This window comes from Chitinimonas arctica (genome assembly GCF_007431345.1).
GTDB lineage: Bacteria > Pseudomonadota > Gammaproteobacteria > Burkholderiales > Chitinimonadaceae > Chitinimonas > Chitinimonas arctica.
The window spans coordinates 3,381,751-3,408,559 of record NZ_CP041730.1 but is presented as its reverse complement, the minus strand read 5'-3'; the positions used below and the strand labels follow the sequence as shown (position 1 = coordinate 3,408,559).

Genomic DNA, 26,809 nt, shown 5'->3' with positions numbered 1-26,809 from the left:
CTTAAGTGAAGCTTAAGCCGGATCAGCCGGTGAAACGTCCGAAGTGGCCAGCCAGGGTGACCAGCAAGATCACCATCAACCAGAACAGCAAGGTACGCCAAACCAGACCGACCGCACTGGCCAGCATATTGGCGTCCGCTTCCTCGCCCATTCCGAGTTCGGGCCTGAAGCGTACGGTATGCTCCTGGTGCAGCGGCATGCCCAGGCGCACGCCGATGGCACCGGCACCGGCCGCCAGCAGGATGCCGTAGGCTTCGCTGGTCCAGCGCTCGGCCTGCTGGCGCCAGCAGTAAGCGGCATCCTCGAAATCGCCGACGATGGCAAAACTGATCGCCGTGGCCCGGATCGGCAGCCAGTCGATCAGATTGGCCGCCTTGTCGGCGAAGTTGCCGAAGCGTTCGCCGCGACGGCGGTCGCGGGCACCCCATTTGAGTTGCAGGATCGTGGTGGCACGGTATGCCACGGCACCGGCCGGACCCAGGACGATAAACCAGAACATCGGCCCGAAAACATGCCGGTAGGCGTCGATCAGCCCCTGTTCGATGGCCACGCGGGCCACCTCGGTTTCCAGCAGCTCGCTGGCCGGCTCGCGCGTCCAGCCACCCAGCAGGCTGCGCGCGGTGTCGAGCTTGTCTTCCTTCAATGCATCGGCCACGCCGGTAAATGCCGGGCTGAACTGGCGAAAGCCCATGGTGACGTAAAGCACCGCCAAGCCGAACAGCCACGCGGCGGCCCAATGCACCAGGAACAAGCCGCCCCAGATCAGCAGGACGATGGCGGTCGGCGTCGCCACCGCCAATGTCCAGCCGACCACGCCGTGCTGGTACTCGCCGGCATTGAAATTGCGTTCCACCGCGTCGGCAAAGCCGCGATATCCGCCATAAAACAGATTGCCCCGGCCAATGGGGCGGAATTGTTCGAGCAAGAGGGCAAGGACGAGGGCGAGCCAGGTCATGGTGGCAATGAATTCGCAGAGAGGATCGCGGCATGATAGCGCAAAACCGTGCCTCCCTGCCCGAGCCGGGCGGCAAGCGGCATTGGCTCGGACCAAGGCACGCGCTATGATCCGCCCAGCATTCCAAGAGCCGACCCTCTAACGGTACGGCCTGTTACAACGTCATGGAGAACCTGTCATGGAACACAAACTTCCCGAACTGCCTTACGCCCTCGATGCCCTGGCCCCGCATATGTCGAAGGAAACGCTGGAATACCACTACGGTAAACACCACCAGACCTATATCACCAACCTGAACAACCTGATCAAGGGCACCGAACACGAGAACGCCTCGCTTGAGGAAATCGTGAAGAAGGCGCCGGCCGGTGGCCTGTTCAACAACGCCGCCCAGGTCTGGAACCACACCTTCTTCTGGCTGGGTTTCAAGCCCAACGCCGCCGGCGATGCCCGCGCACCCGCCGGCAAGCTGGCCGACGCCATCAACGCCAAATGGGGTTCGCTGGACGAATTCAAGAAGGCCTTCAATACCGCCGCCGCCGGCAACTTCGGCTCGGGCTGGACCTGGCTGGTGAAAAAGGCCGACGGCAGCCTGGACATCGTCAACACCTCGGCAGCCGCCACCCCGCTGACAACCGCCGACACCGCCCTGCTGACCGCCGATGTGTGGGAACACGCCTACTACATCGACTACCGCAACAGCCGCCCCAACTATCTGGAAGCGTTCTGGAAGCTGGTCGATTGGGACGTGGTTGCGGCTCGCCTGGCTTAAACCCGCAAGTTTTTCGCCATCAAAGCGCTCACCAAATGGGGGCAATTGAGCGATCGACGAGCAATAGCCTTTACGTCAGAATCGAAATATTGGCGTAGCGAACACAACGGCCCAGGCATCTACCTGGGCCGTTGTGCTTTCCTGCTCCTGCAGACTCGCCATTTTTTTGGGCGCGCCCTGAAGGTCTCTGATCGGGTCATACCAGTCCTGGAGCGTGCGATAAGCCGAAGCTTAAGCGAGTACTTGCAGTCCATGTTTCTGGACAACCTCAAGCAATTTGAGCGCCATTCCGCTGGGACGTTTGGCGCCTGATTCCCACTTCTGCACGGTCGACTCACTCGTGTTCAGATAGCGAGCAAACACCGGCTGGCTGACATGGTTGTGCTCCCTTATGGCCTTGATATCGGACGGTGCCAGTTCATGGGGCGTACCCAAGCATGCCTCATCAAAGGTTCTCATCGTCGCCTTGTCAATTGCGCCAACCTTGAGTAAGGCGCTCGCAGAGCTGTGAATCGCCTCAAAGGCATCGCTCTTGAATTTTTGCTTAGTCATGACAAATCTCCGACAAGTCAGTGCTCTCCACCAATTGCTCAAGCTGCGCCTCGCTAAGTCCTGCATAGCCTTTCGCCAACGACCGGAACGCATCAAGTTCGCTGTCTTCGATGTTGTCGCGGTCTTTCTTGGCAAACAGATACTCGTACACCCAGTACCGGCCAGCTTTAGCAAGTATGATCGAGCGGTGCATATTGTTGTTCAAACGCTTCTTGTAAACGCCCCCACCAAGATCATCCGCCTGTCCCATCATCACCTGCTTGATTGCTTCACATAGGTCAGCATCGCTGACGCGGGCCTTTTTCGTGGCCTTTGCAAACCAAGCGGTCTTGAAAGTGCGTTGACGTGGCGATGGACTAGGCATGTCAAATAGTAGCCCCTGGTGCTACCGAACATCAAGGACCCTGGATTGCCCCCGGGACGTTGGACATCCGCAACCGGTGCAGTCCAGATCAGCCAAAACATGCTGCTGTCAGCAGCCGTCTGTCATACCGCTGACTTGTTTCGCGCAAAGAATGCCAACATTCTTTCAGTGCGGAGCAAATGGAATGTCGGTAGAGAATCCTTCCCGTAGAGGTTTTATCGCTGCCGGCGCCATGGGCCTGGCCAGTGCGCCCGGTTTTTCCCAGGTCATCGCTCGCGCCCTGGCCACGCCCGCCAGCCAGGGCAGCGGCGGACTGGGGGACGTGGAGCACATTATTTTCCTGATGCAGGAAAACCGTTCCTTCGACCACTACTTCGGCAGCCTGGCCGGAGTGCGGGGATTCAACGATCCGCGCGCCATCCGCCTGCCATCGGGCAAGCCGGTCTGGTATCAGCCGAATGGCAATGCCCATGTCTTGCCCTACCACTTCGACGTGCGCAACACCAATGCCCTCACGATCGGCCTGGATCATTCCTGGAAAGGCAGCGAGGCGCAGTGGAAGGATTGGAATAGCTGGGTGCCGCGCAAAAGTGTCCGCAGCATGGGTTTCTTCAATCGCGCCGACCTGCCGTTCTATTACGCCCTGGCCGATGCCTTTACGGTCTGCGATGCCTACCACTGCTCGATATTCGGCCCCACCGATCCCAATCGCCTGTATGCGCTCAGCGGCCACGCCAATGGCGTGTTGACCGGCTTGCAGGACCAGCGCCTCTACAATGTCAACGCCGGCACCTACAACGCCGATATCGGCAACGACAACCCGGCCGCCAAGGGGCTGGAATGGCGAAGTTATGCCGAGATCCTGGAAGCCAACGACATCAGCTGGAAGGTGTATCAGGAATGGGATAACTACGGCGATAACTACCTGCAGTATTTCAAGAATTTCCGGGTGGATGCCAACGGGCAGCGGCTTCCCCCCAGCGCCCCGCTCTATCGGCGCGGCCGTGCGATGGCGCCGGGTTCGACCGGCGCGAATGCCGCCGGCACCAGCGGCCAATGGCTGATCGACGAATTCGCCGCGGATGTCCGGGCCGACCGCTTGCCGCGCGTGTCGTGGATCTGTGCGCCGACCGAGTACTGCGAACACCCCTCCCACACCCCCAATGCCGGCGAGCATTTCGCCGCTCGCCTACTGTCCGCACTGGTGGACAATCCGGCGGTGTGGTCCAAGACCGCGCTGATCATCACCTATGACGAAAACGACGGCTTTTTCGATCACATGCCGCCCGTCATGGCTCCCTTGAGCGCGGACCGTGGCCGCAGCACCCTACCCAACGGCACTGTCGGTGAAATCTATAACAATGCCGAGCCCATCGGCTTGGGACCGCGTGTGCCGACCTTGGTTATTTCGCCATGGAGCAAGGGTGGCCGGGTCAATTCTCAGTTGTTCGACCACACCTCGCTGATACGCTTCATGGAAGAGTGGTTGGTAAAGGGTAAGGGCCTATCGCGGGAGAAAGTGCATTGCGGCCATATCTCGCCTTGGCGCCGGGCGGTATGCGGCGATCTGACCAGCGCTTTCAACTTCGCCGACCCTAATGGCGGCTGGCCCGCCAACGTGCCGCGCAGCGCCGGCTATTTCAAGAACTGGGGCAGCCGCGACGCCCTGCCGCCGGCGGTGCAAAGCATGCCGCGACAAGAAGCCGTTGGCGGTTCGCAACCGCGTTCCGCCTGCCCAATGCCGTACCGCCTGAAGGTCGACGGCGCGGCGCCTGGCGAGGCCCGCAAGTATGGCCTTAGCTTTGCCAATACCGGCACGGTGGCGGCCAGCTATATCGTCTACTCCGCGTTGCGCAGCGACGGACCTTGGCACTACAGCGTGGAGGCGGGCAAGCGCATCGATTTGGAGACCTGGAATTGGAGTGGCAGCCATTACCATTTGAACGTATTGGGGCCGAATGGCTTTGGCCGTGAATTCGGCGGCAGCGTGGCCGGCCTGGCGCGCAAGGCTGAAGTACGGGTGGAGGAGGATATCGCTGCCCGCTGTCTGCGCCTGGTCTTCAGCAACGAGGGTAGCCAACCCTGCCGTTTCAAGCTGACGGAACTCGCCTATGGCGACACCTCGGTGCGGCAAATCGAAGTACCGGCCGGCCAGAGCCGCATCGTACTAAAGCCGGTGACGACCAGCTACGGCTGGTACGACCTCGGCGTCACGCTGGAGGAGGACGAGGGTTATTGGCGCCGGCTGGCCGGCCATCTGGAAGGCGCAGGACTGAATTACACCGATCCGGTATTGAACGGCCTGGCCCAATCCCTCCCTTCGCCCCTGCCGGTACCCGCTCCGGCGCCCGCAGTCTCCTTCAGTGCCAGTGCCGTGCAGATCAAGGTGGGGGAAAGCCTGACCGTCAACTGGCGCGGACTGCCGAACGGCAATAAGCATTGGCTGGGGATCTACCGCCAGGGCCAGCTGCCCGGCAAGGACAGTGCCGTGAAATGGAACTATCTGAGCGCGGCAGCCGGCAGTCAAGTGCTCGGCGACTTGGGCGAGGGTGACTATTTCCTGGCCTTGTTCCTGGATAACGGTTACGGCGAGGCTGCCGCAAGACTGAGCCTACGCGTGATCAGGAGCTGACCGGACGGACATAAGAAAGCCGCCATTCATCCTATATATATAAAGGATGAATGGCGGCGGGGTAGCCCATGCAGCGACGATCGATCTCCTTCAAGAGCCAGTTCCTGCTGGTTCTGTTGGTTATGGCTACGCTCGCGCTGGGCCTGGCGGGCGGGGCGATCTGGCAAATGCGCCAGCTGAGCGGCCAGATCGACGCTGATCTGCATAACGTCGGCGCCGCCACTTCCCGCTTGCTGTTGCTGGAAAACACCCATGTGCATTTCAAGATCCAGGTGCAGGAATGGAAGGACATCCTGCTGCGCGGCAATGATCCGATCAAGTACGATCGCTACCTGGCCCAATTCAACCGCGAAGAAGCCAGTACGCGTAGCGGGCTGAGCGAACTGGCGGCCCGCTTGCATCAGTTGGGGCGCGACGCCGGCCCCGTCGAACGCTTGCTGTCCGAACACCGCCGGCTGGGAGACCGCTATCGCAGCGAACTGGTCGGATTCGACCAGGCTGACCACGCCAGCGGCCAACGTATCGATGCCGGCATCGTCGGAATAGACCGGCCCATCACCCAGGCATTGATCGAAATGGTGGCGGACGAAGAACAGCGCCTGGCCACGCTGCAGGCACAAGTGCGGCAAGGACTGGCAAGCCAGGCGAACCAGGCCCGCCATCTGTATATCGGTATCGTACTGGCGACCCTTGGGCTGGTAAGCCTATTGCTGGCGGGCATCTGGCGCCGGCTATGGCGACTGTTGGGCGGCGAGCCGCTGGAGGCAGTGCTGGTCGCCCGGCGCATCGCGGCGGGCGACCTACGCGGCCCGATCGAAGCCACCACGGCGCCACCGGAAAGCCTATTGCAAGCCATGGCCGAAATGCATGGGCGGCTTACCCAGCTATTGACTGAAATCGGCCAAGCGGCCGAACAGCTGGCGAATACCGCTATCCAGGTCAGCGCCACGTCCGAGATTGTAGGACGCAGTGCCGGCGATCAGGCCGCTGCCATAGAAGAAAGCGCCTCGGTACTCGACGAGCTGGGTGGCAATGTGCGCGAAAACGACGTACAGGCGCAATTGGCCGCGGGCGTGGCTTTACAGACGGCTGACGCGGCACAGGTAGGAGGTGACGCCGTGCGCAAGGCCCTGGCCACGATCAGGCATATTGCCGACAAGACGGGCATCATCAACGAGATCGCCTACCAGACCAATCTGCTGGCGCTCAATGCCGGTATCGAAGCCGCCCGGGCGGGACAGCATGGGCGCGGATTCGCCGTCGTGGCAACCGAAGTACGCCGCCTGGCCGAACACAGCCAGCAAGCCGCCAGCGCGATCGGCAAGCTGGCGAATGAGAGCGTAATCCTGGCGGAACAAGCGGGCACGGTGCTGAACAATATCGTCCCGAGCATCCGTCATACCGCCGCCCTGGTGGGCGGCATGGCGGCGGGTTCGAGCAGCCAGGCCCTCAGCTTCGAACAAGGCCGCCTGGGGCTGACGCAATTGGCACAGATGGCCGCCCAAAGCGCGGCAACCGCCGAGGAATTGGTCGCCATCGCGCAGGAACTCAGCCTGCGGGCAGCGGCATTGCAACGGCAGTTCGGCTGCTTTCGCTTGAGCGGACCAGCGTAGCCTGCCGCAACATCCCGATTTAGCGTTGTAAGTTTGTCCTGACCAACTCGGCTTCCGCCAGGATGCGGGCAAACAGATCCGCCACGGCAGGCAGATCGTGTACCAATCCCTGCGCCTGACCGATCAGTTGCACGCCGCGCTCATGGTCCCCCTCCTCGATGGACAGCCTGATGGCTTCGGTAGCGGCACCGAATTGGGCCAGCTGCTTGATGGCGACGGGATTGGCGAAAGCGCCGGCCAGCACCTTGCCGGCCGACAAGCCGGCGCGCCGTGCCGACAGCATGGCGCGCGGGACCGCTTCCAGCAGGGTCAAGGCGCGCGCCACCTTGCGGCGGGCGGTGGGGGTATCCATGATGCGGCAGGGGATGCCGTCGAACTTGGCGCTGTAAAGGGTATCGTTCACATTCTTGGCCACGATCATGCCCTTGGTGGCGGCATGCACGGGACTTTCGCGGGTGGCGGCCAAGCGCGTGCCCATGGCGATCGCATCGGCGCCCAACGCCAGCGCGGCGATCAGGCCACGGCCATCGGCGAATCCGCCGGCGGCGATGATGGGTAGCTGGACGGCATTGCGCACGGCCGGAATCAGCGTCAGCGACGTCACCGCGCCGCCATGGGCGGCTGCCTCATGCCCGGTGACCAGCAAGGCATCGACGCCGATTTTCTCGGCCGCGCGCGCATGTTTCTCGGTGGTGACGGTGGCGATCACCTTGCCACCGTAGTTGCGTGCGGCTGCGACGATCCAATCGCCCTTGCCCAGCGAGAAATTGATGACGGGCACTTCTTCCTCCAATGCCACCCTGGCATTTTCGGCCGCACCCGGCATCAGCAGGGTCACGCCCACGCCGAACGGTTTGTCGCTCAACTCGCGGACACGGCGGATGGCGGCACGCGTCTGTTCGGGGGTCCACGGGCCGCTTGCCAGTATGCCCAGGCCGCCCGCATTACCCACCGCGGCAACCAGCTCGGGCAGGGCGATATAGCTCATGCCCGGGCAAATCAGCGGGCGATCGATGCCGAAAAGTTCGGTTATGCGGGTATGCATGGCGGCATTACTCAAAAATGGTGAAAATAGCGGATTGATCTTAGCGATTTAAACGAGCGCTTGCTTGAAAATTAACATAGCACGCAGCTCGCTTATATGATGACGGCAAAACCGTCCTCGCAATGCAGTGCCGATTCAGTCAGGCATGCCGCTCCGGAAAGAAATAATGCTCATTATTGTTATCGGTTACCTCTACGTCGTTTGTGTTATCGGCATCGTCGCTATCGTTGGCGGACATGTCGCATCGGGTGTATTCACGCTGCTGTTCGCCGGTCTGTTGCCCACTTTTCTATGGCTAAAGCTCAACCGCCGCAAGCGGCTCAATGACCGGGCCAGGGCCGCCGAGGCAGAAAGTGATGACGCCGGCTTTAGCATCGCCGTCGAGATGCCCTCATCAAACAGCGAATTCGACAAATCCGGCGGCGGCCAGAAGCCGTAAAGATACAGGTGTGAGGTGCGGCTAGGCCTTAGATAGGCCTTGCGATCAACAAATGTTATGTTATAACATTTGACCATGCAGCCTTGCCATCACTCCTCTCTCGACCACGAGCTCGACGCCGCTGCCCAATGGTGTCTCTCGCGCGGCGAAAAACTGACCGATCAACGCCGCGAGGTGCTGGCCCTGTTACTGGCCGCGTCCGGTTCGATGAAGGCCTACGATCTTTTGGCCGAGATCCAGAAGCAAAAGCCCACCGCGGCACCTCCCACGGTCTATCGCGCGCTGGATTTCCTGGTCAGCGCGGGGCTTGCCCATAAACTCGATTCCACCAATTCCTTTGTTGCCTGCCGCGACTTCGAGCACCCTCACCATGGCTTGATGCTGATCTGCAACCGCTGCCATTCGGTCAAGGAATTGACCGACGAGCGGATTGAAGCGCGCCTGCTGGAAGATGCCGCGGTTCATGGCTTCCAGGTTGCGACTCAGGATATTGAAGTACGGGGACTCTGCCAGCGCTGCAGCCTGGCCGAGCACGCGGAGGCGGCATGAAATCCCCTACCCGCCTGATCGCGCTTTCCGCTCTGCAACGCATCTTGCTGGTCATGCCGCTACTGGCCGTGCTCTGGCTGGCGGTATGGTGGGCACTGGGTGGCCAGGCATGAGCCACCAACATTCCCATGCCGGCCAGGCGAATGAAACGGCCGACTGCGCCATCCGCCTGCACAACCTGACCTTGACCTATCACCGCCATCCGGTGGTCCACCACGTCAGCGGCAGCTTTCAGGCCGGTGAATTGACCGCCATTGTCGGCCCGAACGGGGCCGGCAAAAGCACCTTGTTGAAGGCCATCGTCGGCTTGATGCAACCCAACCACGGCCAGATCGACCTGCTCGGCATCGACCGCCGCGAACTGGCCTATCTGCCGCAACAAGCCGCCATCGAGCGGGATTTCCCGCTGGCGGTGCAGGATGTGGTGTTGCTGGGCGACTGGCGCCATTCCGGCTGGTTCGGCCGGGTCAGCCGAACGGCGCGCCAACGGGCGGATGCGGCACTGGAGCGGGTCGGCTTGGCCGGGTTCGGTAAACGCTCGGTGGACGAGCTGTCCGCCGGACAGTTCCAGCGTGTGCTGTTCGCCCGCCTACTGCTGCAAGACGCCCGCGTCATCCTGCTGGACGAACCCTTTACCGCCCTGGACGCCCGAACCACGGCCGACCTGTTGGCGCTGGTGGCCGGTTGGCGCCGGGAAGGCCGCACCGTCATCGCGGTCCTGCACGATTTCGAGCAGGTCCGCGCCCACTTTCCGCAGACCTTGCTGCTGGCCAAGGAGTGCGTTGCCTGGGGCGCGACCGCGCAGGTGCTCAATGCGGCCAATATCGCCCGCTCCAATGGCATGCCCCAGTCATGGGACGACAATGCGCCCATCTGCCATCGCGACGAATCCATCGCCCCGGTCGAGCATGTCCATGACCATTCCGCCCTGCACCACTGAGCCAGATTGCCGCGATGAGCCTCTATGAAATCCTTTGGCAGCCCTTTGCCGAATTCGCCTTTATGCGCCATGCCCTGATCGGCTGCCTGGCATTGGCCTTGGGGTGCGCGCCTATCGGGCTTTTCCTGGTATTACGGCGCATGAGCCTGGTCGGGGATGCCATGAGCCACGCCATCCTGCCGGGCGCCGCCGTTGCATTTATCGTCTACGGCCTCTCCTTGACCGCCATGAGCATAGGCGGCCTGGTGGCCGGCCTGGTGGTGGTGCTCGGCGCCGGCTTGATTACCCGGGTCACCCAGCTCAAGGAAGATGCCAGCTTCGCCGCCTTCTACCTGGTCTCGCTCGCGGCCGGGGTGCTGTTGGTTTCCAAGTGGGGCAGCAATGTGGACCTGATGCACATCCTGTTCGGCACCGTGCTGGCCGTGGACCAGGTGGCGCTGCTGTTCCTTGCCTCGGTCGCCAGCGTGACCCTGGTCGCGCTGGCCGTGCTGTACCGGCCGCTGGTGGTGGAAAGCTTCGACCCGGAGTTCCTGCGCAGCATGGGCGGCCGCGGCGCCTGGGCCCACTTTGCCTTTCTGATCCTGGTGGTGCTCAACCTGGTGTCCGGTTTCCAGGCTTTGGGCACCCTGATGGCGGTGGGCTTGATGATGTTGCCGGCCGCCAGCGCCCGGCTGTGGGCCAAGGAGCTACCCGCCTTGTTGTCGATTGCCTTGCTGATCGCCTTGTTTTCCGGCTATGCCGGGCTGCTGATTTCCTATCACGGCGATCTGCCGTCCGGCCCCAGCATCATCCTGACCGCCGGCTTGGCCTATTTTGCTTCCCTGACCGTTGGCGCCCGTGGCGGCCTGCTTTGGCGCTGGCTCGGCCGCCGGCATCTTGAAGCGTGAGTCCCTTGGAGTACCAGACATGAAATTCAGCATTATCCTCCCCGCCCTGCTCGCCTCCCTGGGCCTTGCCGCCCAGGCGGCGGACAAGCTGCCGGTAGTCGCCTCCTTCAGCATCCTGGGCGACCTGGTCCAACAGGTCGGCGGCGACAAGGTGGCCGTACGCAGCCTGGTCGGACCCGATGGCGATGCCCATGTCTACCAGCCCAGCCCGCAGGACGGCAAGATCCTGGTCGGCGCCCGCCTGTTGGTGGTCAATGGCATAGGCTATGAGGGCTGGATGGATCGCTTGATCCGTGCCAGCCAATACAAGGCGGCCAGGCTGGTGGCCAGCGATAAGATCACCGCCCAGAAAATGGGCGGCGACCCCGCTGCCCGCGGCAAACTCGACCCGCATGCCTGGCAGGACCCGGCCCGGGTGCGCCAATATGTCAGCAATATCGCCGCCAGCCTGGTGAGCGCCGATCCGGCCAATGCCGATTACTACCGCCAGCGCGCGGACAATTACAACAATGAGCTGTTCGCCCTGGAAAAGTGGGCGGCGGAACAGGTAGCGGGCATCGCCCCGGCCAAGCGCCGCGTGATCACCTCGCACGATGCCTTCGGCTATCTGGGCCGGCGTTTCGGCATCCAGTTCCTGGCGCCGCAGGGCATGAATACCGAAGCGGAAGCTTCCGCGCGCGAAGTTGGCAAGCTGATTCGCCAAGCCAAGCAACAGGGCATCAAGGCCGTCTTTGTCGAAAACATCAGCAATCCCAAGCTCCTGGAGCAGATCAGCCGCGAGACCGGCGGACGGATCAATCAAGGCAAGCTGTTTTCCGATGCCCTGTCCGGCCCCGACGGGCCCGCCGCGAGCTACCTGGCGATGATGCGGCACAATATCGGCACCCTGGTGGCCGGTATGAAGCAGAACTGACCGCTGGCCATGCCGCAGTCCGCCGCACTGGGACGGATAAGCTCGGCCCTGCTGCTGATGATGGGATTGGCGGTTCCGGCCACCGATGCAGGTAGCCGTCCCACGGCCCCGGCACCAGGCGCCAATGCCGCCGCCGGCATCAGACATGCGCCAGGCGAAGCGCTGGCCGACCGCGAGGGCTTCGTCACCTGGCGCACCCTGGCGGGAGTACGCCTCGCGCCGCAAGGCCAACGATGGGCGCCCCAATTCGACGCCGGGGTCCTGGCACTCGACCAGCAAGACGTGAAGCTGCAAGGCTATATGGTGCCGCTGGGGCTAAGCGAGATGCAGGACCATTTTATTCTCGCCGCCACGGCGCCCAGTTGCGACTTCTGCCTGCCTGGCGGGTCCGAGGAGGTTGTCGAGATAATGGCCGTGACGCCGGTCAGATTGGTATATGGCGCGATCGCCCTGTCCGGTAAGCTATCCGTACTGAAAAACGATGCCAACGGCCTCTATTACCGCTTGGATAATGTCCGCCAGATCGAATAATGGAACTTTGTCGGACATAAGTGTCTAATCTGATCGTGATTCTTTCTCGGAGCGATTGATGTACTGTCCTGTATGCAAGCAGACCGCCTTGGTCATGAGTGAACGCGCCGGCGTCGAAATCGACTATTGCCCGCAATGTCGCGGCGTTTGGCTGGACCGTGGCGAGCTGGACAAGATCGTCGAGCAAAGCCGCCAGGCTTCCGCCCCTGCCCACACCGCCGCGCCCTTGTCCTATCCGCCGCAGCATGGCCGGCATGAGCAGAGCCACCATGGCGATAAACACTATGGTCAGAAGCCTTATCGCAAGAAGAGCTTTCTGGAAGAGCTGTTCGATTAAGCTTGCCGCTTGATCCCGACATCGGGATGACGGTCCAGGGGGCGCTGCAAGGCGCCCCTTTTGCTTATTCCAGCCAGATCAAACTCGCCATCCGCCCGCAGCGGCCATCGCGCCGGTAGGAAAAGAAGCGGCGCGGATCGCTCACCGTACATAATCCCCCTCCGTAGATCCGGGTCACACCGGCAGCCGTCAATCGCTGCCGCGCCAATTGGTAGATATCCGCCCACCATTTGCCCGGCGCCGCGCCTGGCTTGAATGCCGACGCCGCAGCGGCATCGCGGGCGACAAAAGCCGCCTTGACCTCATCGCCCACCTCGAAAGCGCCAGGTCCGATCGCCGGTCCCAGCCAGGCCAGTACTTCCGCCCGCTTATCTTGCCCGCGCAAGCTAGCCAGGGTGGTCTCCAGCACGCCATCGCACAGGCCGCGCCAGCCGGCGTGCGCCGCGCCCACCGCCTGGCCGTCCGCGCGGGCGAACAATACCGGCAGGCAATCCGCCGTCATCACCACGCACACCGGACCGGGCCGCAGGCTCACGCTCGCATCGGCGCGGGGCAAGTCGGCATGGGCCGCCCCGGCATGGGCCGCCCCGGCATCGATCACGGCGGTGCCATGTACCTGCTCCAGCCAGACCGGCTCGGCCGGCAAGGCCAGCCGCAGCGTGGCCCGGTTGGCGGATACCATCGCGGCTTCGTCGCCGACATGGGTACCCAGATTGAAACTGTCGTAAGGCGCCCGTCCGCTGCCGCCCAGCCGGGTCGTCGATAAGGTGCGCACGCCGGCGGGGGCCGGCCAGTCCGCTTGCAAGGCCTGTGCGAGCCAGTCGCTCATGTGTTTTCCTCGCGCAGTAGCGCCAGCAGGGCCTGCATATCGGCGGGTAGCGGACACTCCCACTGCTGCGCTTCGCCCGTCTCTGGATGGATCAGTCCCAGCCTGGCCGCATGCAAGGCCTGCCGCCCGAAGCCGGCCAACATGGCCAGCATGGCCGGGGAATGGCTGGAAGGCCGGCCGCCATAGACCGGGTCGGCGGCCAGGGAGTGGCCGAGATGGGCCATATGTACCCGTATCTGATGGGTACGGCCGGTTTCCAGGCGGCATTCCACCAGGCAGTGGCGGGTAAAATTTTCCAGGATGGTGTAGTGGGTCACGGCGGGTTTGCCATTGTCCACCACCGCCATTTTCAAGCGATTCTTCGGATCGCGGCCAATCGGCGCATCCACCTTGCCGTCGCGCGCCAGGTTTCCCTGCGCGATGGCCAGGTAGTGCCGTTTTACCGTGCGGGCCTGCAACTGGCGTACCAGCTCGGTTTGCGCCTTGAGCGTGCGCGCCACCACCATCAAACCGCTGGTGTCCTTGTCCAGGCGGTGCACAATGCCGGCTCTCGGCACGCCGGCCAGTTCCGGGTAGCGATACAACAGTCCATTCAAGAGGGTGCCGGACCAGTTTCCCGCCGCCGGGTGAACCACCAGGCCTGCCGGCTTGTCGATGACGACAAGGGTGGCATCCTGGTAGATCACCGGGAAGTCCAGCGCTTCCGGCTGGAAGGCGGTCTGTTGCGGATCGGGCTTTACCTCGACCAGGATGGTCTCGCCCCCCCATAACTTGGTTTTGGGGCTGGCCGGCTTGTCGTTGAGCAACACACTGCCCTCGTCTATCCAGCGAGCCAAGCGGCTGCGGGAATAGTCGGGCAATAGTTTGGCCAAGACGGCATCCAGCCGACCGCCACCCACATCTTTCGGCACAGTAACGCGTAGCGTTTCGGCCGAATCGTTATAATCGTCAGCTTCGATATCGGAGTGTTCCATGAAGCGCATTCTACCTTTCCTTGCCCTCGCCTTACTGTTGACGGCTTGCGGCTCGCTGAATCAGAAGCCCAGCGAAGAAAATTCCGGCGCCACTGCCGAACAGATGTATAGCGAAGCCAAGTCCGAACTGGACAGCGGCAATTACACCCGCTCGGTGAAATTGTTCGAATCCTTGCAGGCGCGCTACCCCTATGGCCGCTACGCCCAGCAAGCCGACCTCGAAATCGCCTATGCCAATTTCAAGGACCAGGAGCCGACCCTGGCCCTCGCCGCCATCGACCGCTTTCTGAAGCAGCACCCTGCCAACCCCAATGTCGATTACGCCCTCTACCTGAGAGGCCTGGTCAACTTTATCGACGACCGCACCTTGTTCGCCAGCATCGCCAAGCAGAATATGGCCGAACGCGACCCCAAGGCCGCCAAGGAATCTTTCGAAGCCTTCCGCGACCTGGTGACCCGCTTCCCGCAAAGCCGCTATGCGCCGGACTCGCGCGACCGCATGGCCTTCCTGGTCACCGCCCTGGCCGACCACGATCTTTCGGTGGCCAGCTATTACTACAAGCGCGGCGCCTATCTGGCAGCGGCCAATCGCAGCAAGGAAGTGGTCCTGAACTATGCCAATACCGACCGGGTGGAAACCGCCCTGGCGATGATGGCGGCCGCTTACGACAAGCTGGGCCAGAACGAACTGCGCGATGATGCCCGCCGCGTGTTTGCCAAGAATTATCCGCAGAGCAAAATCACCGAAGAAAGCATCCTGGCCGAGTCGCCATGGTGGAAACTTTGGTGATTTTGAAAAAAGGGGTTTACAAGCAGGAAGAAGCTCCTTAATATGCGCGTCTCTTCGCCGCAGCCAACACCGCGACGAAGCCCGAGTGGGGGTATAGCTCAGCTGGGAGAGCGCTTGCATGGCATGCAAGAGGTCATCGGTTCGATCCCGTTTACCTCCACCAAGAACACGGTCTATCGGTCCCACGCCGGTAGATTGAACGGCCAAAGTCCCCATCGTCTAGAGGCCTAGGACACCACCCTTTCACGGTGACTACCGGGGTTCGAATCCCCGTGGGGACGCCAACACAGATTGTCGATGTCGTTATGTATTACAATAACGACAGCGTCAATCGAAACGCGAGTGGCATCGCATGCGGTATTTGGGGGTATAGCTCAGCTGGGAGAGCGCTTGCATGGCATGCAAGAGGTCATCGGTTCGATCCCGTTTACCTCCACCAAGAACAAGGTCTACCGGTCCCAAGCCGGCTGATCGAACGGCCATAGTCCCCATCGTCTAGAGGCCTAGGACACCACCCTTTCACGGTGACTACCGGGGTTCGAATCCCCGTGGGGACGCCAATACGGCGTAAAACCGGGCACCAACAGGTGCCCGGTTTTCTTTTGTCGGTCGCATTCGCCCATTCCGCTCAGCCGGCGCCATGCGCCAATAGCAGCGCCCTCACCTGCTCATATTCCTTGAGTCGTGCGTAGTCTTTTTCGGTAGGTGCGGGAATGCGGCCCAGATCCATATTGTCGGCCACGTCCGCCAGCTTCACATTCCGCGCGATGGCATTCGCCGCAGCGCGTTTCGCGGCATCCAGCCTGGCTTCTCCCGGACTTTTGGTCAGCGCTGCTACCGCCTCCAGCACTGCTTCGGAAAATCCTTCCGCCCTCAAGTCGTCCAAGGTAATCGAGGTATCTTCGACCACATCATGCAGCACGGCGGCCATACGCTCGGACGGCGTCCTGACCGCCAGCATGATGCGCAGGGGATGCAGGATATAGGGCTGGCCGGCCTTGTCGGTCTGGCCGGCATGCGCCCGTGCGGCGATTTCGATGGCACGTTCCAGCGTAGGCATGGCATTCCTTTGCGCAAGCGTGGGTCTTACTCAATCTAGCCTATTCCAGGACCCGCGCGGGGTGGGTATAGATGGTCAAGCGCTCGCCACGGGCGAAGCCGATCAAGGTGATGCCCGCCTGCTCCGCCAATTCCACCGCCAGGGCGGTCGGGGCGGAAATCGCGGCGACGATGGCGAAATTGGCGCTGGCGGCTTTATGCACCATCTCGTAGGAAGCGCGCGAGCTCAACAACAAGACATGCGGTAAAACGGCTTGCTTTGCCATCGCGCCAATCAACTTGTCCAGCGCGTTATGCCGACCGACGTCTTCGCGGACCAGCAGCGCATTCGACTCCCCCAGGCATGCCGCCGCGTGGACGGCGCCAGTCAGCCGATTCAGGGATTGTTGCGCTTCCAGCTGCAACAGGCCTTGCGAAATGGCGGCGGCGGTCACCAGCGGCGCGCTATCGACCACGGCAATGGGCCGGATGGCAGCGTCCAGCGCTTCGACCCCGCACAGGCCGCAGCCGGTACGGCCTGTCATATGCCGCCGGCGCTGCTTCAGCTGCCAGAAGCGGGCCTGGGCCAAACCGATCCGCAATTCGATGCCTTGGGGCAAGCGCACGATTTCAATCTCGCGCAGATCGGTCGCCGCCAAGGCTATCCCTTCGCACAGGCTGAAACCCAGCGCGAAATCCTCCAGGTCCAGCGGGCTGGCCATCATCACCGCATGGGAGAGCTCGTTGTAGACCAGGGCCAGGGGTGTTTCTTCGGCCAGCAGCTCCCGCCGCGACACTCGGTGGCCGGCATCGATACGTTGCGCCTCATGTGCGTGCACACCGGGCGGGAGGGTTTCGTTCTTTGCCGGCGCCATCATCCACTCGTCCGCTTGGTCCATCAGTTCTCCGCGCTCGGACTGAGCCGCACCGAAATCGACTTGGAGGTAGGCGTACGGGAACGGTCGGCGAAACTACTCAAGGGCACCAGGCAGTTGGTCTCGGGAAAATAGCTGGCCAGGCAGCCTGCCGGAATATCGTACGCCACCAGCAGAAAGCGTTTTGCCAGCCGCTCGCCATCGCGCCATTGCGAACGGATATCCACCCACTGCCCCGCCTGCAATCCCAGCGCGCGCAGATCGGCGGGATTGATGAAACACACCCGGCGATGCCCGCTGACGCCGCGATAGCGATCGTCGAAGCCGTATACCGTGGTGTTGTATTGGTCGTGGCTGCGCACCGTCATCAATTTGAACAGCCGCCCCGGCCCCGTGCCGGCATCCTCGTCGCGGCCGGTTCCCGCCAGCGGATGGACCATAAAGCGCGCTTTGTCGCCCTCGGTGCGCCAACGCCGCTCGCGGGCGCTATTACCCAGGTAGAAACCACCCGGCACCCGCACGCGGGCATTGAAATCGGTAAAGCCCTCCACCACTTCGGCGATCTTGGCGCGTATGCGGTCATAGTCCTCCACCATCCACAGCCAGGGCGTCTTGCTGGCCGGCAAGGTTGCGGCCGCCAGGCGCGCGACGATGACGGGCTCGGACAACAGGGCGGCGGCCGCCGGCGGATTGATGCCGGCGGAGAGATGCACCATGCTCATCGAGTCTTCCACCGTGATGCCTTGTATGCCGCCGGCCTGCAGATCGATTTCGGTGCGCCCAAGACAGGGCAGGATCAAGGCCTGCTTGCCATGCACCAGATGGGAGCGATTGAGCTTGGTGGTGATATGGACGGTCAGTTCGCACTGTTGCAGGGCTTGCCAGCTGCGCACGGTATCCGGGGTGGCGGCGGCAAAGTTGCCGCCCAGGGCGATAAAGACCTTCAGTTGTCCGGCCAACATCGCCTCGATACTGCCGACCACGTCATAGCCATGCACGCGCGGCGGTGCAAAATCGAAGGCCTTACCCAAGCGATCCAGGAAGGCAGGACCGGGCTTTTCATTGATGCCCATGGTGCGGTCGCCCTGCACATTGGAATGGCCGCGCACCGGGCAGGCGCCGGCTCCCGCCTTGCCGATATTGCCGCCCAGCAGCAAAAGATTGACCAGCATCTGGATGGTCGCCACCGAATGCTTGTGCTGGGTGATGCCCATCCCCCAGGTACAGATGGTGGCATCGCTGGCGGCATAGATCGCAGCGGCCTCGCGTATTTGCGCCTCGCTCAGGCCGGACTCTGCAATCAACTCAGGCCAGGGCTGAGCCGCGATATCGGCGGCGAGTTCGGTAAAACCGCGGGTATGGGTGTCGATAAATGTCCGGTCGAGCCGGTCGCCCTCCAGCAAGGCCTTGATCATGCCCTTTACCGTGGCCAGATCGCCGCCGATGCGGAGCTGGTAGTAGTTCGACGCGATGGCGCTGCTGCCGCCGCTCAGCATCTGCCATGCGTCTTGCGGATGGGTAAAACGCTCCAGGCCCCGCTCGCGTAAGGGGTTGAACACGACGATACGGCAACCGCGCCTGGCCGCCGCGCGTAAGGCTTCCAGCATGCGAGGGTGATTGGTGCCTGGATTCTGCCCAAAGATAAAGATGGCCTGCGCCTGGTCGAAGTCATCCAGCGTGACCGTACCCTTGCCGATGCCGATCTGCTCCGTCATCGCCACGCCGGACGACTCGTGGCACATATTGGAACAATCGGGCAGGTTATTGGTCCCGAATTCGCGTACCAGCAATTGGTACAGAAAAGCGGCTTCGTTGGAGGTACGTCCCGAAGTATAGAAAGCGGCCTGATCGGGGCTTGCCAGTGCCTGCAAATGGCGGGCAACCAGCTGGAAAGCCTCATCCCAGGCGATGGGCAGATAGCGGTCGCTCGCCGTGTCGTAGCGGAGGGGTTCGGTCAGCCTGCCCAGCGCTTCCAGGCTGAAATCATCCTGCGCCATCAGCCATTCGACGGTATGGACGGCAAAGAAATCGGCGCCGACCCGCCGGCTGGTGGCCTCGGCGGCGACCGCCTTGACGCCGTTCTCGCAAAACTCAAAACTGGAATGGTGATTCTTGTCCGGCCAGGCGCAGCCCGGACAATCGAAGCCGTCGGGCTGATTGGTGTGCAGCAGCGTATTGAAGCCCAGGCCGGCGACCTTTTGCTCGCGCAGATGTTGCAGGGAGCTTTTCAAGGCGCCCCAGCCGCCGGCGGGTTGTCGATAGAGGCTGATGCGCTGCTTCATGGCGGGTTTCCGGAGCGGGAGAGTGAAACTGGTGAGGGCCGGCCGGCTCTGGCGGGTAAGCATTTCGCAAAATGCCGGCGCAATGACGGTATTTTGCCGTCAAGCCAGCTTCAACACCACCCGGACCAAGCCACCGCCCCACTCGCCGCGCGACAGTTCGAGCTGGCCGCCATGGGCGCCGACGATATCGGCCACCACGGTCAAGCCGATGCCATGGCCGGGAACCCGTTCGTCGAGCCGCACACCGCGCTGCAGCGCGGCGTCGGGATCGCTGAATCCTGGCCCGTCATCCTCGATCGTCACCAGCAGGGACTTGCCCTGCGTTTGCGCCTGCACCCGCACGCGTCCCTTGGCCCATTTGGCGGCATTGTCCAGCAGATTGCCGAATACCTCGAATGCGTCGCCCTCGTCCATACGCCACAGCAATTTGTCCGGGCAATCCAATTGGAAGTCCATGCCCTTGTCGGCGTAGACCTTGCCAAGCGATTCCAGGATACGGCGCAGCACCGGCTGCAATTGCAGCGGCGGTGCAAAGCGGGCCGCGCCACTGGCGGCGGCGCGGCCTAATTGATGCTGCACGATACCGTCCATGCGGGCGACCTGCTGCTCCACCGTCTCGGCCAGGCTGGCCGGATCGGCCAGTGCGCCGCGCAATACCGCCAACGGTGTTTTCAGGCTATGCGCCAGATCCCCCAGCGCATCCTTGTAGCGCGTCTGGCGGGCCCGTTCCTGCTCGATCAAAGCGTTGAGGTTATCGGTCAGGCCGGCGATTTCCGCCGGGTATTGCTCTTCCACCCTGGCTTGCCGGCCGGTTTCGATCCGGCGGATCTCGCGCGCCACCCGCCGCAATGGCGCCAGGCCCCAGCCCAGCAGCACGGTCTGGGTCAGCAGCAGCACGACCCCGGCTCCACCCAGCCAGCTCCACAAGGTACGGTGGAAGTGCGACAGTTCGAGCGAGTAGGCTGCTTTATCTTCCACGACCGAAAAGGTCAGCGGTTGGGTACGCCCTTCGCCCCACTTCACCCCGAACGCCGCCGCCAGATAGCCACGGCCATCGCGCTCCAGTTCGTCGAAACGCCACTCGCCGGCAGCCAGCTTGCGCGGAAACGGCACTTGCATGCTGAGCGTGGAGGGCGATTGCCATTCCTCGCGCTGGCTGGGATTGGTGATATTGGCATAGAGGCCGGAAGCCGGCAGCGACAGGCGCGGCTCGGCCAGCGACAGCGGCATGGTGAGGCCGCCGCTGGCGTCCAGTTCGGCTGCCGCCAACAATAGGTAGACGGTGGATTGCAGTCGATCGAAACGGGCGGTGCGCACACTATCGGCATGGGCTTGCTGCACCGCCAAACCGGCGCCGGCCAGGAAGGCCAGCAACACCACCGCGGCGCCGAGTATCAAACGGGCACGGATGGAGCCGGTAAGTTTCATTCGAGCACGAAGCGGTAACCGCGGCCCCGCAGTGTTTCGATCGGATTAAGCGTACCGGCCGGGTCGAGCTTGCGGCGCAAGCGGCCGATCAGGACTTCCAACACATTGCTGTCGCGGTCTTCATCGTGGGGATAGAGGTAGTCGGACAATTCCTGCTTGCTGACCACCCTGGCGCGCTCACGCACCAGGTACTCCAGCATGCGGTATTCGAAGGTGGTGAGTTCGACCGGCGCATCGTTCAGCCGAGCTTGCTGCGCGGAGAAATCCAGCGCCAAGGGCCCAATCGTCAGGACATCGGACGTGGCCTTCAGCGCTCGCCGCAACAAAGCCTTGATGCGGGCAGCCAATTCGGCGTACTCGAACGGTTTGACCAGATAATCATCTGCCCCGGCTTCCAAGCCCTGCACCTTGTCCTGCCAGCTGCCGCGAGCGGTCAGGATCAGGATGGGCAAGGTACGGCCAGCGGCACGGAGTTTTTCCACCACGGCCAATCCGCTCAATTTGGGCAAGCCCAGATCGACGATCGCCAGATCGACCGGATACTCCGTGGCCTGGAACAACCCATCCTCGCCGTCGGCGGCTTCATCCACCCGGTAGCCGTCCGCCTCCAGCTGCTTTTTAAGGCTTTGCCGCAGTGCGGCTTCATCTTCAATCAACAACAATCGCATGGGGGCTCACAGGGTGCGGCCGCTGGCCGCATCGATAAAGATGACTTTTACTTCGCCTTGGCCGGTCACTACCTTGACGCGCCAGACCGCATGGCCATCGCGCTCGGCACGCTCCACCGATAGTACCCGGCCGCCGCTGACACGCTGCGCGATGGCCGCCGCATCGTCGCGGCCAACATCAGCCCAGGCCGGGGCGGAAATGCTGAGCAGCACGCTCCCCAGCAGGATGAGTAATTTTTTCATGACTGATCCAGATGATAGCGGTGGTCGTGGCGCAAGCGATTCGGCTTACTGCTCCAACGGTTCCACCGAAACGCGCACCGACATGGTCTTGCCGGGATTATTGCGCATGAATGTGGTGTATTGCTGACCGCGATAGTCGTAATTGACGCGATAACCGGTGACTCGGGTCTGCCAATCCTCGACCGTGCGGCAACGCTGAATTTCACGGGGCACTTCTTCGTATTGCACGCGATTGTCGCGGTTGTCGATATGATCGCCGGCCAGCGCACCTACCACGGCGCCCAAGGCGGTCGCCGCTTCGCGGCCATGGCCCTTGCCGACCTGATTACCGACGATGGCGCCGGCAATACCACCCACCACCGCGCCGCCGTATTCGCGCTCGCCGCCGGAGCGGCGCGTTTCGGTCACGATCTCGCTGCTGCATTCCTTACGCGGCGAGCTGATACGTTCGTATTGCGGCTCGACGCTGCGAACGCGCGCGGTATCGTTGAAACTTTCAGCCTGGGCTGCGACAAAACTGGTGGCGATCAGGCTGAGAATGGCGAGGCGTTTCATGAAGGGCTCCCTGTTGATGAGGTATGGGAAGCAGTTTGCCCAGCTAGCAGTGAACAAAAGCTGAATAACGGCGCGCGGGTGCGGCACATGAAAAACCGGCCTGGATGGCCGGCTTTTCGCTGTCTCGCCGCCTGGCTTCAGAATGCCTCCGGCATCTTCTGCAGGATGATCAAGCGGCGATTCTCGATCCGCACGTAGCCGCCGAATACCAGTTCCTTCATGATCCGCGCGACCATCTCGCGCGAGGACCCTACCCGGTCGGCGATGGCCTGCTGGGTCATGGGCTCTTCGATGAAGTACTGGCCTTCCTTTTCGATCGCCAAGTCTTCGAACAACAGGCGTACGCGGCTATAGACATCCTTCAGCGCCAGGTTCTTGACCGCCTCGGTCAATTGGCGGGTACGCCTTACCAGACTGACCAGCACCTTGAACTGGATGCCCGGATGGTTGTGCAGCAGGGCGAGGAAATCTTCCTTCTGGATCACCAGAAAGGTACTTTGTTCTTCGGTTTCAACCGAAGCGGTACGCGGTTCGTCGTCCAATAGGGACAATTCCCCCACGTATTCGCCCGGTCCAAGAACCGCCAACACGTATTCCTTGCCGTTCGAGTCGCTGACGAAAACCTTCAGGCGTCCCTGCATCAATAGGAACATCGAACTGCCGGCGTCCCCTTCGTTGATGATGATGGTGCCCTTCGGATAGGTCTTCGCGACCGCCGATGCCTCGATATGGGCCAATTCGTCATCGGAAAGACCGTAGAACAGCGGGATTTGCTTTAGCGTAGCGATCATGCAGCACCAATTGGGTTGGGGAAGCTTGCGAACAAAACGTCAAGCGCGCGACGGCAAGGTTGCCTCGATACGAGGGTAAGGGCAGTGCTATCGACCCGAATCGATATTTCCATCATGTTGCCTTCCTTGCCGCTTGGCCGAGCATCGTTAATTGTTCCGCGCCTCCTTAGGTATGCGCTTTTTCAGCCATCCGCCGGCGTGCCCGCCGGCTTATCGGTCTGAACCGGCGTAGCGGGCTGCGCTTCGGCCGGTGTTTCTCCCCCCCCAATCTCCACACTTGCCGCAGGACCTTTTTTGTTAGGCATATCGGCGGGTGGAGAGACCACATCAAGCTTGTTCTTGGTCATGTACTCATTCATTTCCTTCCAGCCGGCGTAGACATCGGCTTTTGAAACCCTTGCATTACGTTGAAAACAATCTTCGAGTGCCCGGCCGGAATGCCGGCAAGCCGCGCCGATCGCGCGACCGTTGAGCTTGGCCTGGTTGGCCAATTCGGACAGTCGATCACAACCGGAAAGGCCTAGCAGCAGCATGGCAGACAAAAATATCCTTGTTGTCATCGTGTTCCGGCACTTTGTTCAAGTTGTTCACGAATTGTAAGCCAGAATTTGGCAATACTCACAGGTCCCTATGCAAGCTGGATACACTTGGCGCCATCGGAAACCGATGGCGCCTTGCATATAAGGCTAGCTTCCGACGATCAAATGCCCCCATGGCGGTATGGATGCCGTTGAAACGCCTACTGCACCTTGACGTTTACATTGGGTATTTCGCCAAAACGTTCCGGCGCATACAAGGCCTCCACACGGCTTGGCGGCAAGGCGAAATCGCCACGGGTATTGAGCCGCACGGTGTACTCAAGCACATGCCTGCCTTTAGGCAGCCACTCGTAATAGGCACGATAGGCCGTATCGCCACGCTCCTCGAAAGACGGCCAATAACCCTCCTTGCCTTCCCCGCGCGCAAGCAAGTTCGAATCGCTTGCCAAGCCTCGTCCCAACAACTGGGCGCCGGCTGGAATCGGGTCATTGACCGCTACCCAGCTCATATCGGCCTGCGCATCGATTGTCAGCCTTACCCGCCAGACATCCCCCCGCCCGAAGGCTTTGCCCTTTGCCTCGATCGGCATCCATTGCTTTTCCAGGCGATAACCGGACGCGAGCGGCGCTTTCAAGGGCAGCGCCGCTTTCGCCTCGATGATCGCCCAAGGCTTGCCATTCCCCTGGTGACGCAAATTCAGCGTAGCAGCTTGATCCGGCCAGGCCAGCATCAGGCTGCCGCCCTTCGGTGATTTGGCCCAATCGAGGCTCTGTTCGCCAGCCGCCTTGGCAAAGGTGCTGCCGGTCGGCTGTCCTGCTTCGGCCTGCGCGGCAAACTTGCGCAAGGCCAGCGCGCCCCAGGCATTGGCCACCGTGGTATCCCAGTGCCCGCGCGACTGCCGGGACACGACGCCGCGAGCCAGTCGGCCCAGGTCGGCCTTGCGCGTGTTGTCCGCCAGCGTATCGAGCAGGATGCGGGCGGCATCGGCGTCGGCCGAATCCATGGTCCGCCAATATTCGTCGCTCGGTTTACCCGAGAAATTCAGGGTGGTCCCGGACAGATCCAGGCGGGCGACAAGAATCTGGCGTGCTTCCTTCAGGCGCTCGGCGCGCTTGGGCAGATCGGTCAGCTTATTCAGCACTACCAGCCAGTCGAGTACGGTACTGGTGGGCCAACGATTCGGCTCCAGCACCAGCGCATCCAGCATGGCGGGTCGGGCAGCATCGTGGCGTGCCAAGGCGGCGATCGCATCGAGCTGAACAATCGCGCGTGCGCTGCTATTGCTACCCGCAACGCCTCTCTGCACCCTACCTTCGACATAGGCGGTCAATCCCGCTTTCATCCGCTCGCGCCCCTTGTCCGGCAAAGGCCAGCCGCTATCGGCCGCCAGGCTGAGCAAATGCGCGGTCAAGACCGGACTGCCCTGGCCCGGATAAGGGAAGTACTTGGCCAGACCATCCTGATCCAGGTAGCTGTCCAGCTTGGCCAGCACCGCTGTCCAGGCGCGTTGATCATCCAGGCCGATGGCGCGCGAAGTCTGTTGCTCCAGGCAGGTATAGGGATAGGCCCGGAAGTAATCCTCCACCCCATCGAGGGCCGCGACCAGGCTAGGCGACAAATTGATGCTGATGCCGCCACGACCGCTCAGCGCATCCGCCGGACGGGCCAGCGGCAGGCTGTAATCGGGTGGCACCTGCGTCAGCGTGGCTTGCAACACCCGCACCGGTACGGCTTCCAAAACCGCCTGCTTTTGCGCCAGCTTGTCGTACACCCTGCCGTCGCCGGCAACTTCGGCGGTCCAGCTCAGCTGGGTGGCGTCGGCCGGTACCGTCACCGGCCAGACCACTTCCTTGGCGGCGCCGCCGGCCAGTTCCACCACCTGCGGATTTAGCGCAGCCTGTCCTTCCACTCGGGCGCTGACATTCAGCTTCACTGTCTGCTGGGTGGTATTGCGCACGGTAAAGCCGGCTTCGAAACGATCGCCCTGCCGCACGGCGCGCGACAGTCCCGAGAACAGCATCACGTCCTTGCTGGCGCGAATACTGGCTTCGCCGGTGCCAAAGCGATCCGGACCGGCGGTGGCGACCGCCACGATCTTGAAGCTGGTCAGGGAGTCGTTCAGCGGCACTTCGACCGTGGCTTCACCCTTCTCATCCAAGGCTACCCGGCCCTTCCACAGCAGCAAGGTATCGAACAGCTCGCGGGTGCCGCCGCGGCCACCGCCACCGCCTACCGGCACGGCTTTGCGGCCGAAATGGCGCTTGCCTACCACCTGGCCTTGCGCAGTGGCGGTAAAGAAACCATAGGGCCGCTCACCCAGCATGCCCTCCAACAATTTCCAGGAGTCATTGGCGCGCAGGGCCAGCAATCCTTCGTCCACCGCCGCCACCGCAACTTCGGCGCCCTTGGCCAGGGGCTTGCCATCGGCCGACTTGACGGCGATCTTGACCGTGGCCTTGTCACGGGTCTGGTAGAGGGACTTGTCGGTGTTCACCTTCACATCCAGCGCGTAGCCCTTCCCGCCCACCCGCAGGTTCACGATGCCCAGCTTGTAGGCCGGCTTGGCCAGATCGACCAGCGCGGTGGCCGCGGGATCGGCCAAGCGGCCACGCACCACCATCACCGACACAAAGACATTGGGACCGTAATTGGCCTTCAAGGGAATCTTGATAACGGGATTGGCGGCGGTGAGCACCTGGGTTCGCCATTCCAGCACCCGCTCCCGCTCGACCGCGATCAAGGCGCTGCCTTCACGGAACGGCATCTTCACCCGCAGCGTGGCGGTCTGGCCAGGTTCGTAGCTCTTCTTGTCCGCGATCAGATCGATGCGGTCACTGTCGCTGACCCGTTCCCAATCGGTCCCGTCGCCCGGCATAAAGACTTCGGCATTGCTGTAGGACGTCCGGCCGGCATCGTCGCGGCTGGAAACCCGCAGCACGACCGAACCCCGGTGGCGCGCCGGCATCAAGCAAGCAAGCCGTCCCTTGGCATCGGTCTTGCCATTGCAGATCTCGCCCAGCGCCTGGTAGCGCTCGCTATCCTCATAAGCGTAAAAGCCCCCGACCAGACGCTTTCGGTGGCTATCGACCACGCGGGTCCAAGCCTCCGCTTTGACGCTGCGACCGGCCAGCGGTTTACCGGCCAGACTGGCCACCGCCAATTCCATGGGAATGCCGCTCGCTTGTGGATCGGCCAGCTTGATACCGGCCTGCACGGCGGCCGGCCAGACTATGGTGGCGTTGGAGCTGGTCTGCACTTCGCCGTTCGGAT

General features: G+C 62.3%; 27 protein-coding genes and 4 tRNA genes. 15 read left to right on the top strand and 16 right to left on the bottom strand.

Going from position 1 to position 26,809, the window contains the following annotated elements:
- Positions 1-22 precede the first annotated feature (22 nt).
- Positions 23-955 (bottom strand): CobD/CbiB family protein, encoded by a 933-nt coding sequence (locus tag FNU76_RS15385; RefSeq protein WP_144279014.1) that lies wholly within the window; start codon positions 953-955, stop codon positions 23-25.
- A 178-nt stretch (positions 956-1,133) separates the two neighbouring features.
- Here FNU76_RS15385 and FNU76_RS15380 point away from each other — a divergent pair, with 178 nt between their 5' ends.
- Positions 1,134-1,724 carry a superoxide dismutase gene (locus tag FNU76_RS15380; RefSeq protein WP_144279013.1) on the top strand — a complete coding sequence of 197 codons (591 nt, stop codon included), beginning with the start codon at positions 1,134-1,136 and terminating at the stop codon, positions 1,722-1,724.
- A gap of 231 nt (positions 1,725-1,955) precedes the next feature.
- On the opposite strand, the gene FNU76_RS15375 is transcribed toward FNU76_RS15380, so the two are convergent.
- Together FNU76_RS15375 and FNU76_RS15370 are read right to left on the bottom strand one after the other, a co-directional pair.
- Entirely contained in the window at positions 1,956-2,276 is a 321-nt protein-coding gene (locus FNU76_RS15375; RefSeq protein ID WP_144279012.1) for a helix-turn-helix domain-containing protein, read from the bottom strand.
- Positions 2,269-2,640, bottom strand: a complete 372-nt coding sequence (locus tag FNU76_RS15370; protein WP_144279011.1) for a type II toxin-antitoxin system RelE/ParE family toxin — start codon at positions 2,638-2,640, stop codon at positions 2,269-2,271. Before FNU76_RS15370 ends, FNU76_RS15375 begins: the two co-directional genes overlap by 8 nt.
- Before the next feature lie 184 nt (positions 2,641-2,824).
- Here FNU76_RS15370 and FNU76_RS15365 point away from each other — a divergent pair, with 184 nt between their 5' ends.
- Both FNU76_RS15365 and FNU76_RS15360 read left to right on the top strand, forming a co-directional pair.
- Positions 2,825-5,272, top strand: coding sequence for a phosphocholine-specific phospholipase C (locus tag FNU76_RS15365; RefSeq protein ID WP_179958135.1), 2,448 nt, complete (start codon positions 2,825-2,827; stop codon positions 5,270-5,272).
- Positions 5,273-5,340: 68 nt separating this feature from the next.
- On the top strand, positions 5,341-6,885 hold the full coding sequence (locus tag FNU76_RS15360; protein WP_144279009.1) for a methyl-accepting chemotaxis protein: 1,545 nt from the start codon (positions 5,341-5,343) through the stop codon (positions 6,883-6,885).
- A 19-nt stretch (positions 6,886-6,904) separates the two neighbouring features.
- On the opposite strand, the gene FNU76_RS15355 is transcribed toward FNU76_RS15360, so the two are convergent.
- Entirely contained in the window at positions 6,905-7,930 is a 1,026-nt protein-coding gene (locus FNU76_RS15355) for an NAD(P)H-dependent flavin oxidoreductase (RefSeq protein WP_144279008.1), read from the bottom strand.
- A 166-nt stretch (positions 7,931-8,096) separates the two neighbouring features.
- Here FNU76_RS15355 and FNU76_RS15350 point away from each other — a divergent pair, with 166 nt between their 5' ends.
- The 7 genes from FNU76_RS15350 to FNU76_RS15320 all read left to right on the top strand — a co-directional run bounded on the left by FNU76_RS15350 (position 8,097) and on the right by FNU76_RS15320 (position 12,526).
- Positions 8,097-8,369: a hypothetical protein gene (locus FNU76_RS15350; protein WP_144279007.1), complete on the top strand. Its 273-nt coding sequence runs from the start codon at positions 8,097-8,099 to the stop codon at positions 8,367-8,369.
- A gap of 75 nt (positions 8,370-8,444) precedes the next feature.
- Positions 8,445-8,918, top strand: coding sequence for a Fur family transcriptional regulator (locus FNU76_RS15345; RefSeq protein WP_144279006.1), 474 nt, complete (start codon positions 8,445-8,447; stop codon positions 8,916-8,918).
- Between the two features lie 109 nt (positions 8,919-9,027).
- Entirely contained in the window at positions 9,028-9,858 is an 831-nt protein-coding gene (gene aztA, locus FNU76_RS15340) for a zinc ABC transporter ATP-binding protein AztA (RefSeq protein WP_144279005.1), read from the top strand.
- Between the two features lie 14 nt (positions 9,859-9,872).
- Positions 9,873-10,745, top strand: a complete 873-nt coding sequence (locus FNU76_RS15335; RefSeq protein WP_144279004.1) for a metal ABC transporter permease — start codon at positions 9,873-9,875, stop codon at positions 10,743-10,745.
- Between the two features lie 19 nt (positions 10,746-10,764).
- Positions 10,765-11,658 (top strand): metal ABC transporter substrate-binding protein, encoded by an 894-nt coding sequence (locus FNU76_RS15330; protein WP_144279003.1) that lies wholly within the window; start codon positions 10,765-10,767, stop codon positions 11,656-11,658.
- Between the two features lie 9 nt (positions 11,659-11,667).
- Positions 11,668-12,189: a DUF3299 domain-containing protein gene (locus FNU76_RS15325; protein ID WP_144279002.1), complete on the top strand. Its 522-nt coding sequence runs from the start codon at positions 11,668-11,670 to the stop codon at positions 12,187-12,189.
- A gap of 58 nt (positions 12,190-12,247) precedes the next feature.
- On the top strand, positions 12,248-12,526 hold the full coding sequence (locus FNU76_RS15320; RefSeq protein WP_144279001.1) for a TFIIB-type zinc ribbon-containing protein: 279 nt from the start codon (positions 12,248-12,250) through the stop codon (positions 12,524-12,526).
- 64 nt (positions 12,527-12,590) lie between these two features.
- Here FNU76_RS15320 and pgeF read toward each other — a convergent pair whose 3' ends face one another.
- Together pgeF and rluD are read right to left on the bottom strand one after the other, a co-directional pair.
- Complete coding sequence (gene pgeF / locus FNU76_RS15315) at positions 12,591-13,355, bottom strand: peptidoglycan editing factor PgeF (protein ID WP_144279000.1); 765 nt, start codon at positions 13,353-13,355, stop codon at positions 12,591-12,593.
- On the bottom strand, positions 13,352-14,329 hold the full coding sequence (gene rluD / locus FNU76_RS15310; RefSeq protein ID WP_144280704.1) for a 23S rRNA pseudouridine(1911/1915/1917) synthase RluD: 978 nt from the start codon (positions 14,327-14,329) through the stop codon (positions 13,352-13,354). Before rluD ends, pgeF begins: the two co-directional genes overlap by 4 nt.
- Here rluD and FNU76_RS15305 point away from each other — a divergent pair.
- The 5 genes from FNU76_RS15305 to FNU76_RS15285 all read left to right on the top strand — a co-directional run bounded on the left by FNU76_RS15305 (position 14,328) and on the right by FNU76_RS15285 (position 15,679).
- On the top strand, positions 14,328-15,119 hold the full coding sequence (locus FNU76_RS15305; protein ID WP_144278999.1) for an outer membrane protein assembly factor BamD: 792 nt from the start codon (positions 14,328-14,330) through the stop codon (positions 15,117-15,119). The two genes, rluD and FNU76_RS15305, sit on opposite strands and share 2 nt — an antisense overlap.
- Before the next feature lie 87 nt (positions 15,120-15,206).
- A tRNA-Ala gene (locus FNU76_RS15300) sits at positions 15,207-15,282 on the top strand.
- 45 nt (positions 15,283-15,327) lie between these two features.
- Positions 15,328-15,403 (top strand) — tRNA-Glu (locus FNU76_RS15295).
- Between the two features lie 79 nt (positions 15,404-15,482).
- A tRNA-Ala gene (locus FNU76_RS15290) sits at positions 15,483-15,558 on the top strand.
- A 45-nt stretch (positions 15,559-15,603) separates the two neighbouring features.
- A tRNA-Glu gene (locus FNU76_RS15285) sits at positions 15,604-15,679 on the top strand.
- A 68-nt stretch (positions 15,680-15,747) separates the two neighbouring features.
- Here the strand turns inward: FNU76_RS15285 and FNU76_RS15280 are convergent.
- From FNU76_RS15280 to FNU76_RS15235, 10 genes are all read right to left on the bottom strand, one after another.
- Positions 15,748-16,179 carry an HD domain-containing protein gene (locus FNU76_RS15280; RefSeq protein ID WP_144278998.1) on the bottom strand — a complete coding sequence of 144 codons (432 nt, stop codon included), beginning with the start codon at positions 16,177-16,179 and terminating at the stop codon, positions 15,748-15,750.
- A 40-nt stretch (positions 16,180-16,219) separates the two neighbouring features.
- The gene (gene fdhD / locus FNU76_RS15275) at positions 16,220-17,056 is read right to left on the bottom strand and encodes a formate dehydrogenase accessory sulfurtransferase FdhD (protein ID WP_223879040.1); all 837 of its coding nucleotides are present in this window, start codon (positions 17,054-17,056) and stop codon (positions 16,220-16,222) included.
- Entirely contained in the window at positions 17,056-19,314 is a 2,259-nt protein-coding gene (locus tag FNU76_RS15270; protein WP_144278997.1) for an FdhF/YdeP family oxidoreductase, read from the bottom strand. The genes fdhD and FNU76_RS15270 overlap by 1 nt, the downstream gene beginning before the upstream one ends.
- A 99-nt stretch (positions 19,315-19,413) precedes the next feature.
- Complete coding sequence (locus FNU76_RS15265) at positions 19,414-20,742, bottom strand: ATP-binding protein (RefSeq protein ID WP_144278996.1); 1,329 nt, start codon at positions 20,740-20,742, stop codon at positions 19,414-19,416.
- A complete protein-coding gene (locus FNU76_RS15260) occupies positions 20,739-21,410 on the bottom strand; it encodes a response regulator transcription factor (RefSeq protein WP_144278995.1) in 672 nt (223 codons plus the stop codon). Before FNU76_RS15260 ends, FNU76_RS15265 begins: the two co-directional genes overlap by 4 nt.
- 6 nt (positions 21,411-21,416) lie before the next feature.
- Entirely contained in the window at positions 21,417-21,653 is a 237-nt protein-coding gene (locus FNU76_RS15255) for a PepSY domain-containing protein (RefSeq protein WP_144278994.1), read from the bottom strand.
- Positions 21,654-21,698: 45 nt separating this feature from the next.
- Entirely contained in the window at positions 21,699-22,208 is a 510-nt protein-coding gene (locus tag FNU76_RS15250; protein WP_144278993.1) for a glycine zipper 2TM domain-containing protein, read from the bottom strand.
- Between the two features lie 137 nt (positions 22,209-22,345).
- Positions 22,346-22,999: a Crp/Fnr family transcriptional regulator gene (locus FNU76_RS15245; RefSeq protein ID WP_223879039.1), complete on the bottom strand. Its 654-nt coding sequence runs from the start codon at positions 22,997-22,999 to the stop codon at positions 22,346-22,348.
- Positions 23,000-23,181: 182 nt separating this feature from the next.
- The gene (locus FNU76_RS15240) at positions 23,182-23,490 is read right to left on the bottom strand and encodes a hypothetical protein (protein WP_144278992.1); all 309 of its coding nucleotides are present in this window, start codon (positions 23,488-23,490) and stop codon (positions 23,182-23,184) included.
- A 248-nt stretch (positions 23,491-23,738) separates the two neighbouring features.
- The gene (locus tag FNU76_RS15235; RefSeq protein ID WP_144278991.1) at positions 23,739-26,795 is read right to left on the bottom strand and encodes an alpha-2-macroglobulin family protein; all 3,057 of its coding nucleotides are present in this window, start codon (positions 26,793-26,795) and stop codon (positions 23,739-23,741) included.
- Positions 26,796-26,809 lie beyond the last annotated feature (14 nt).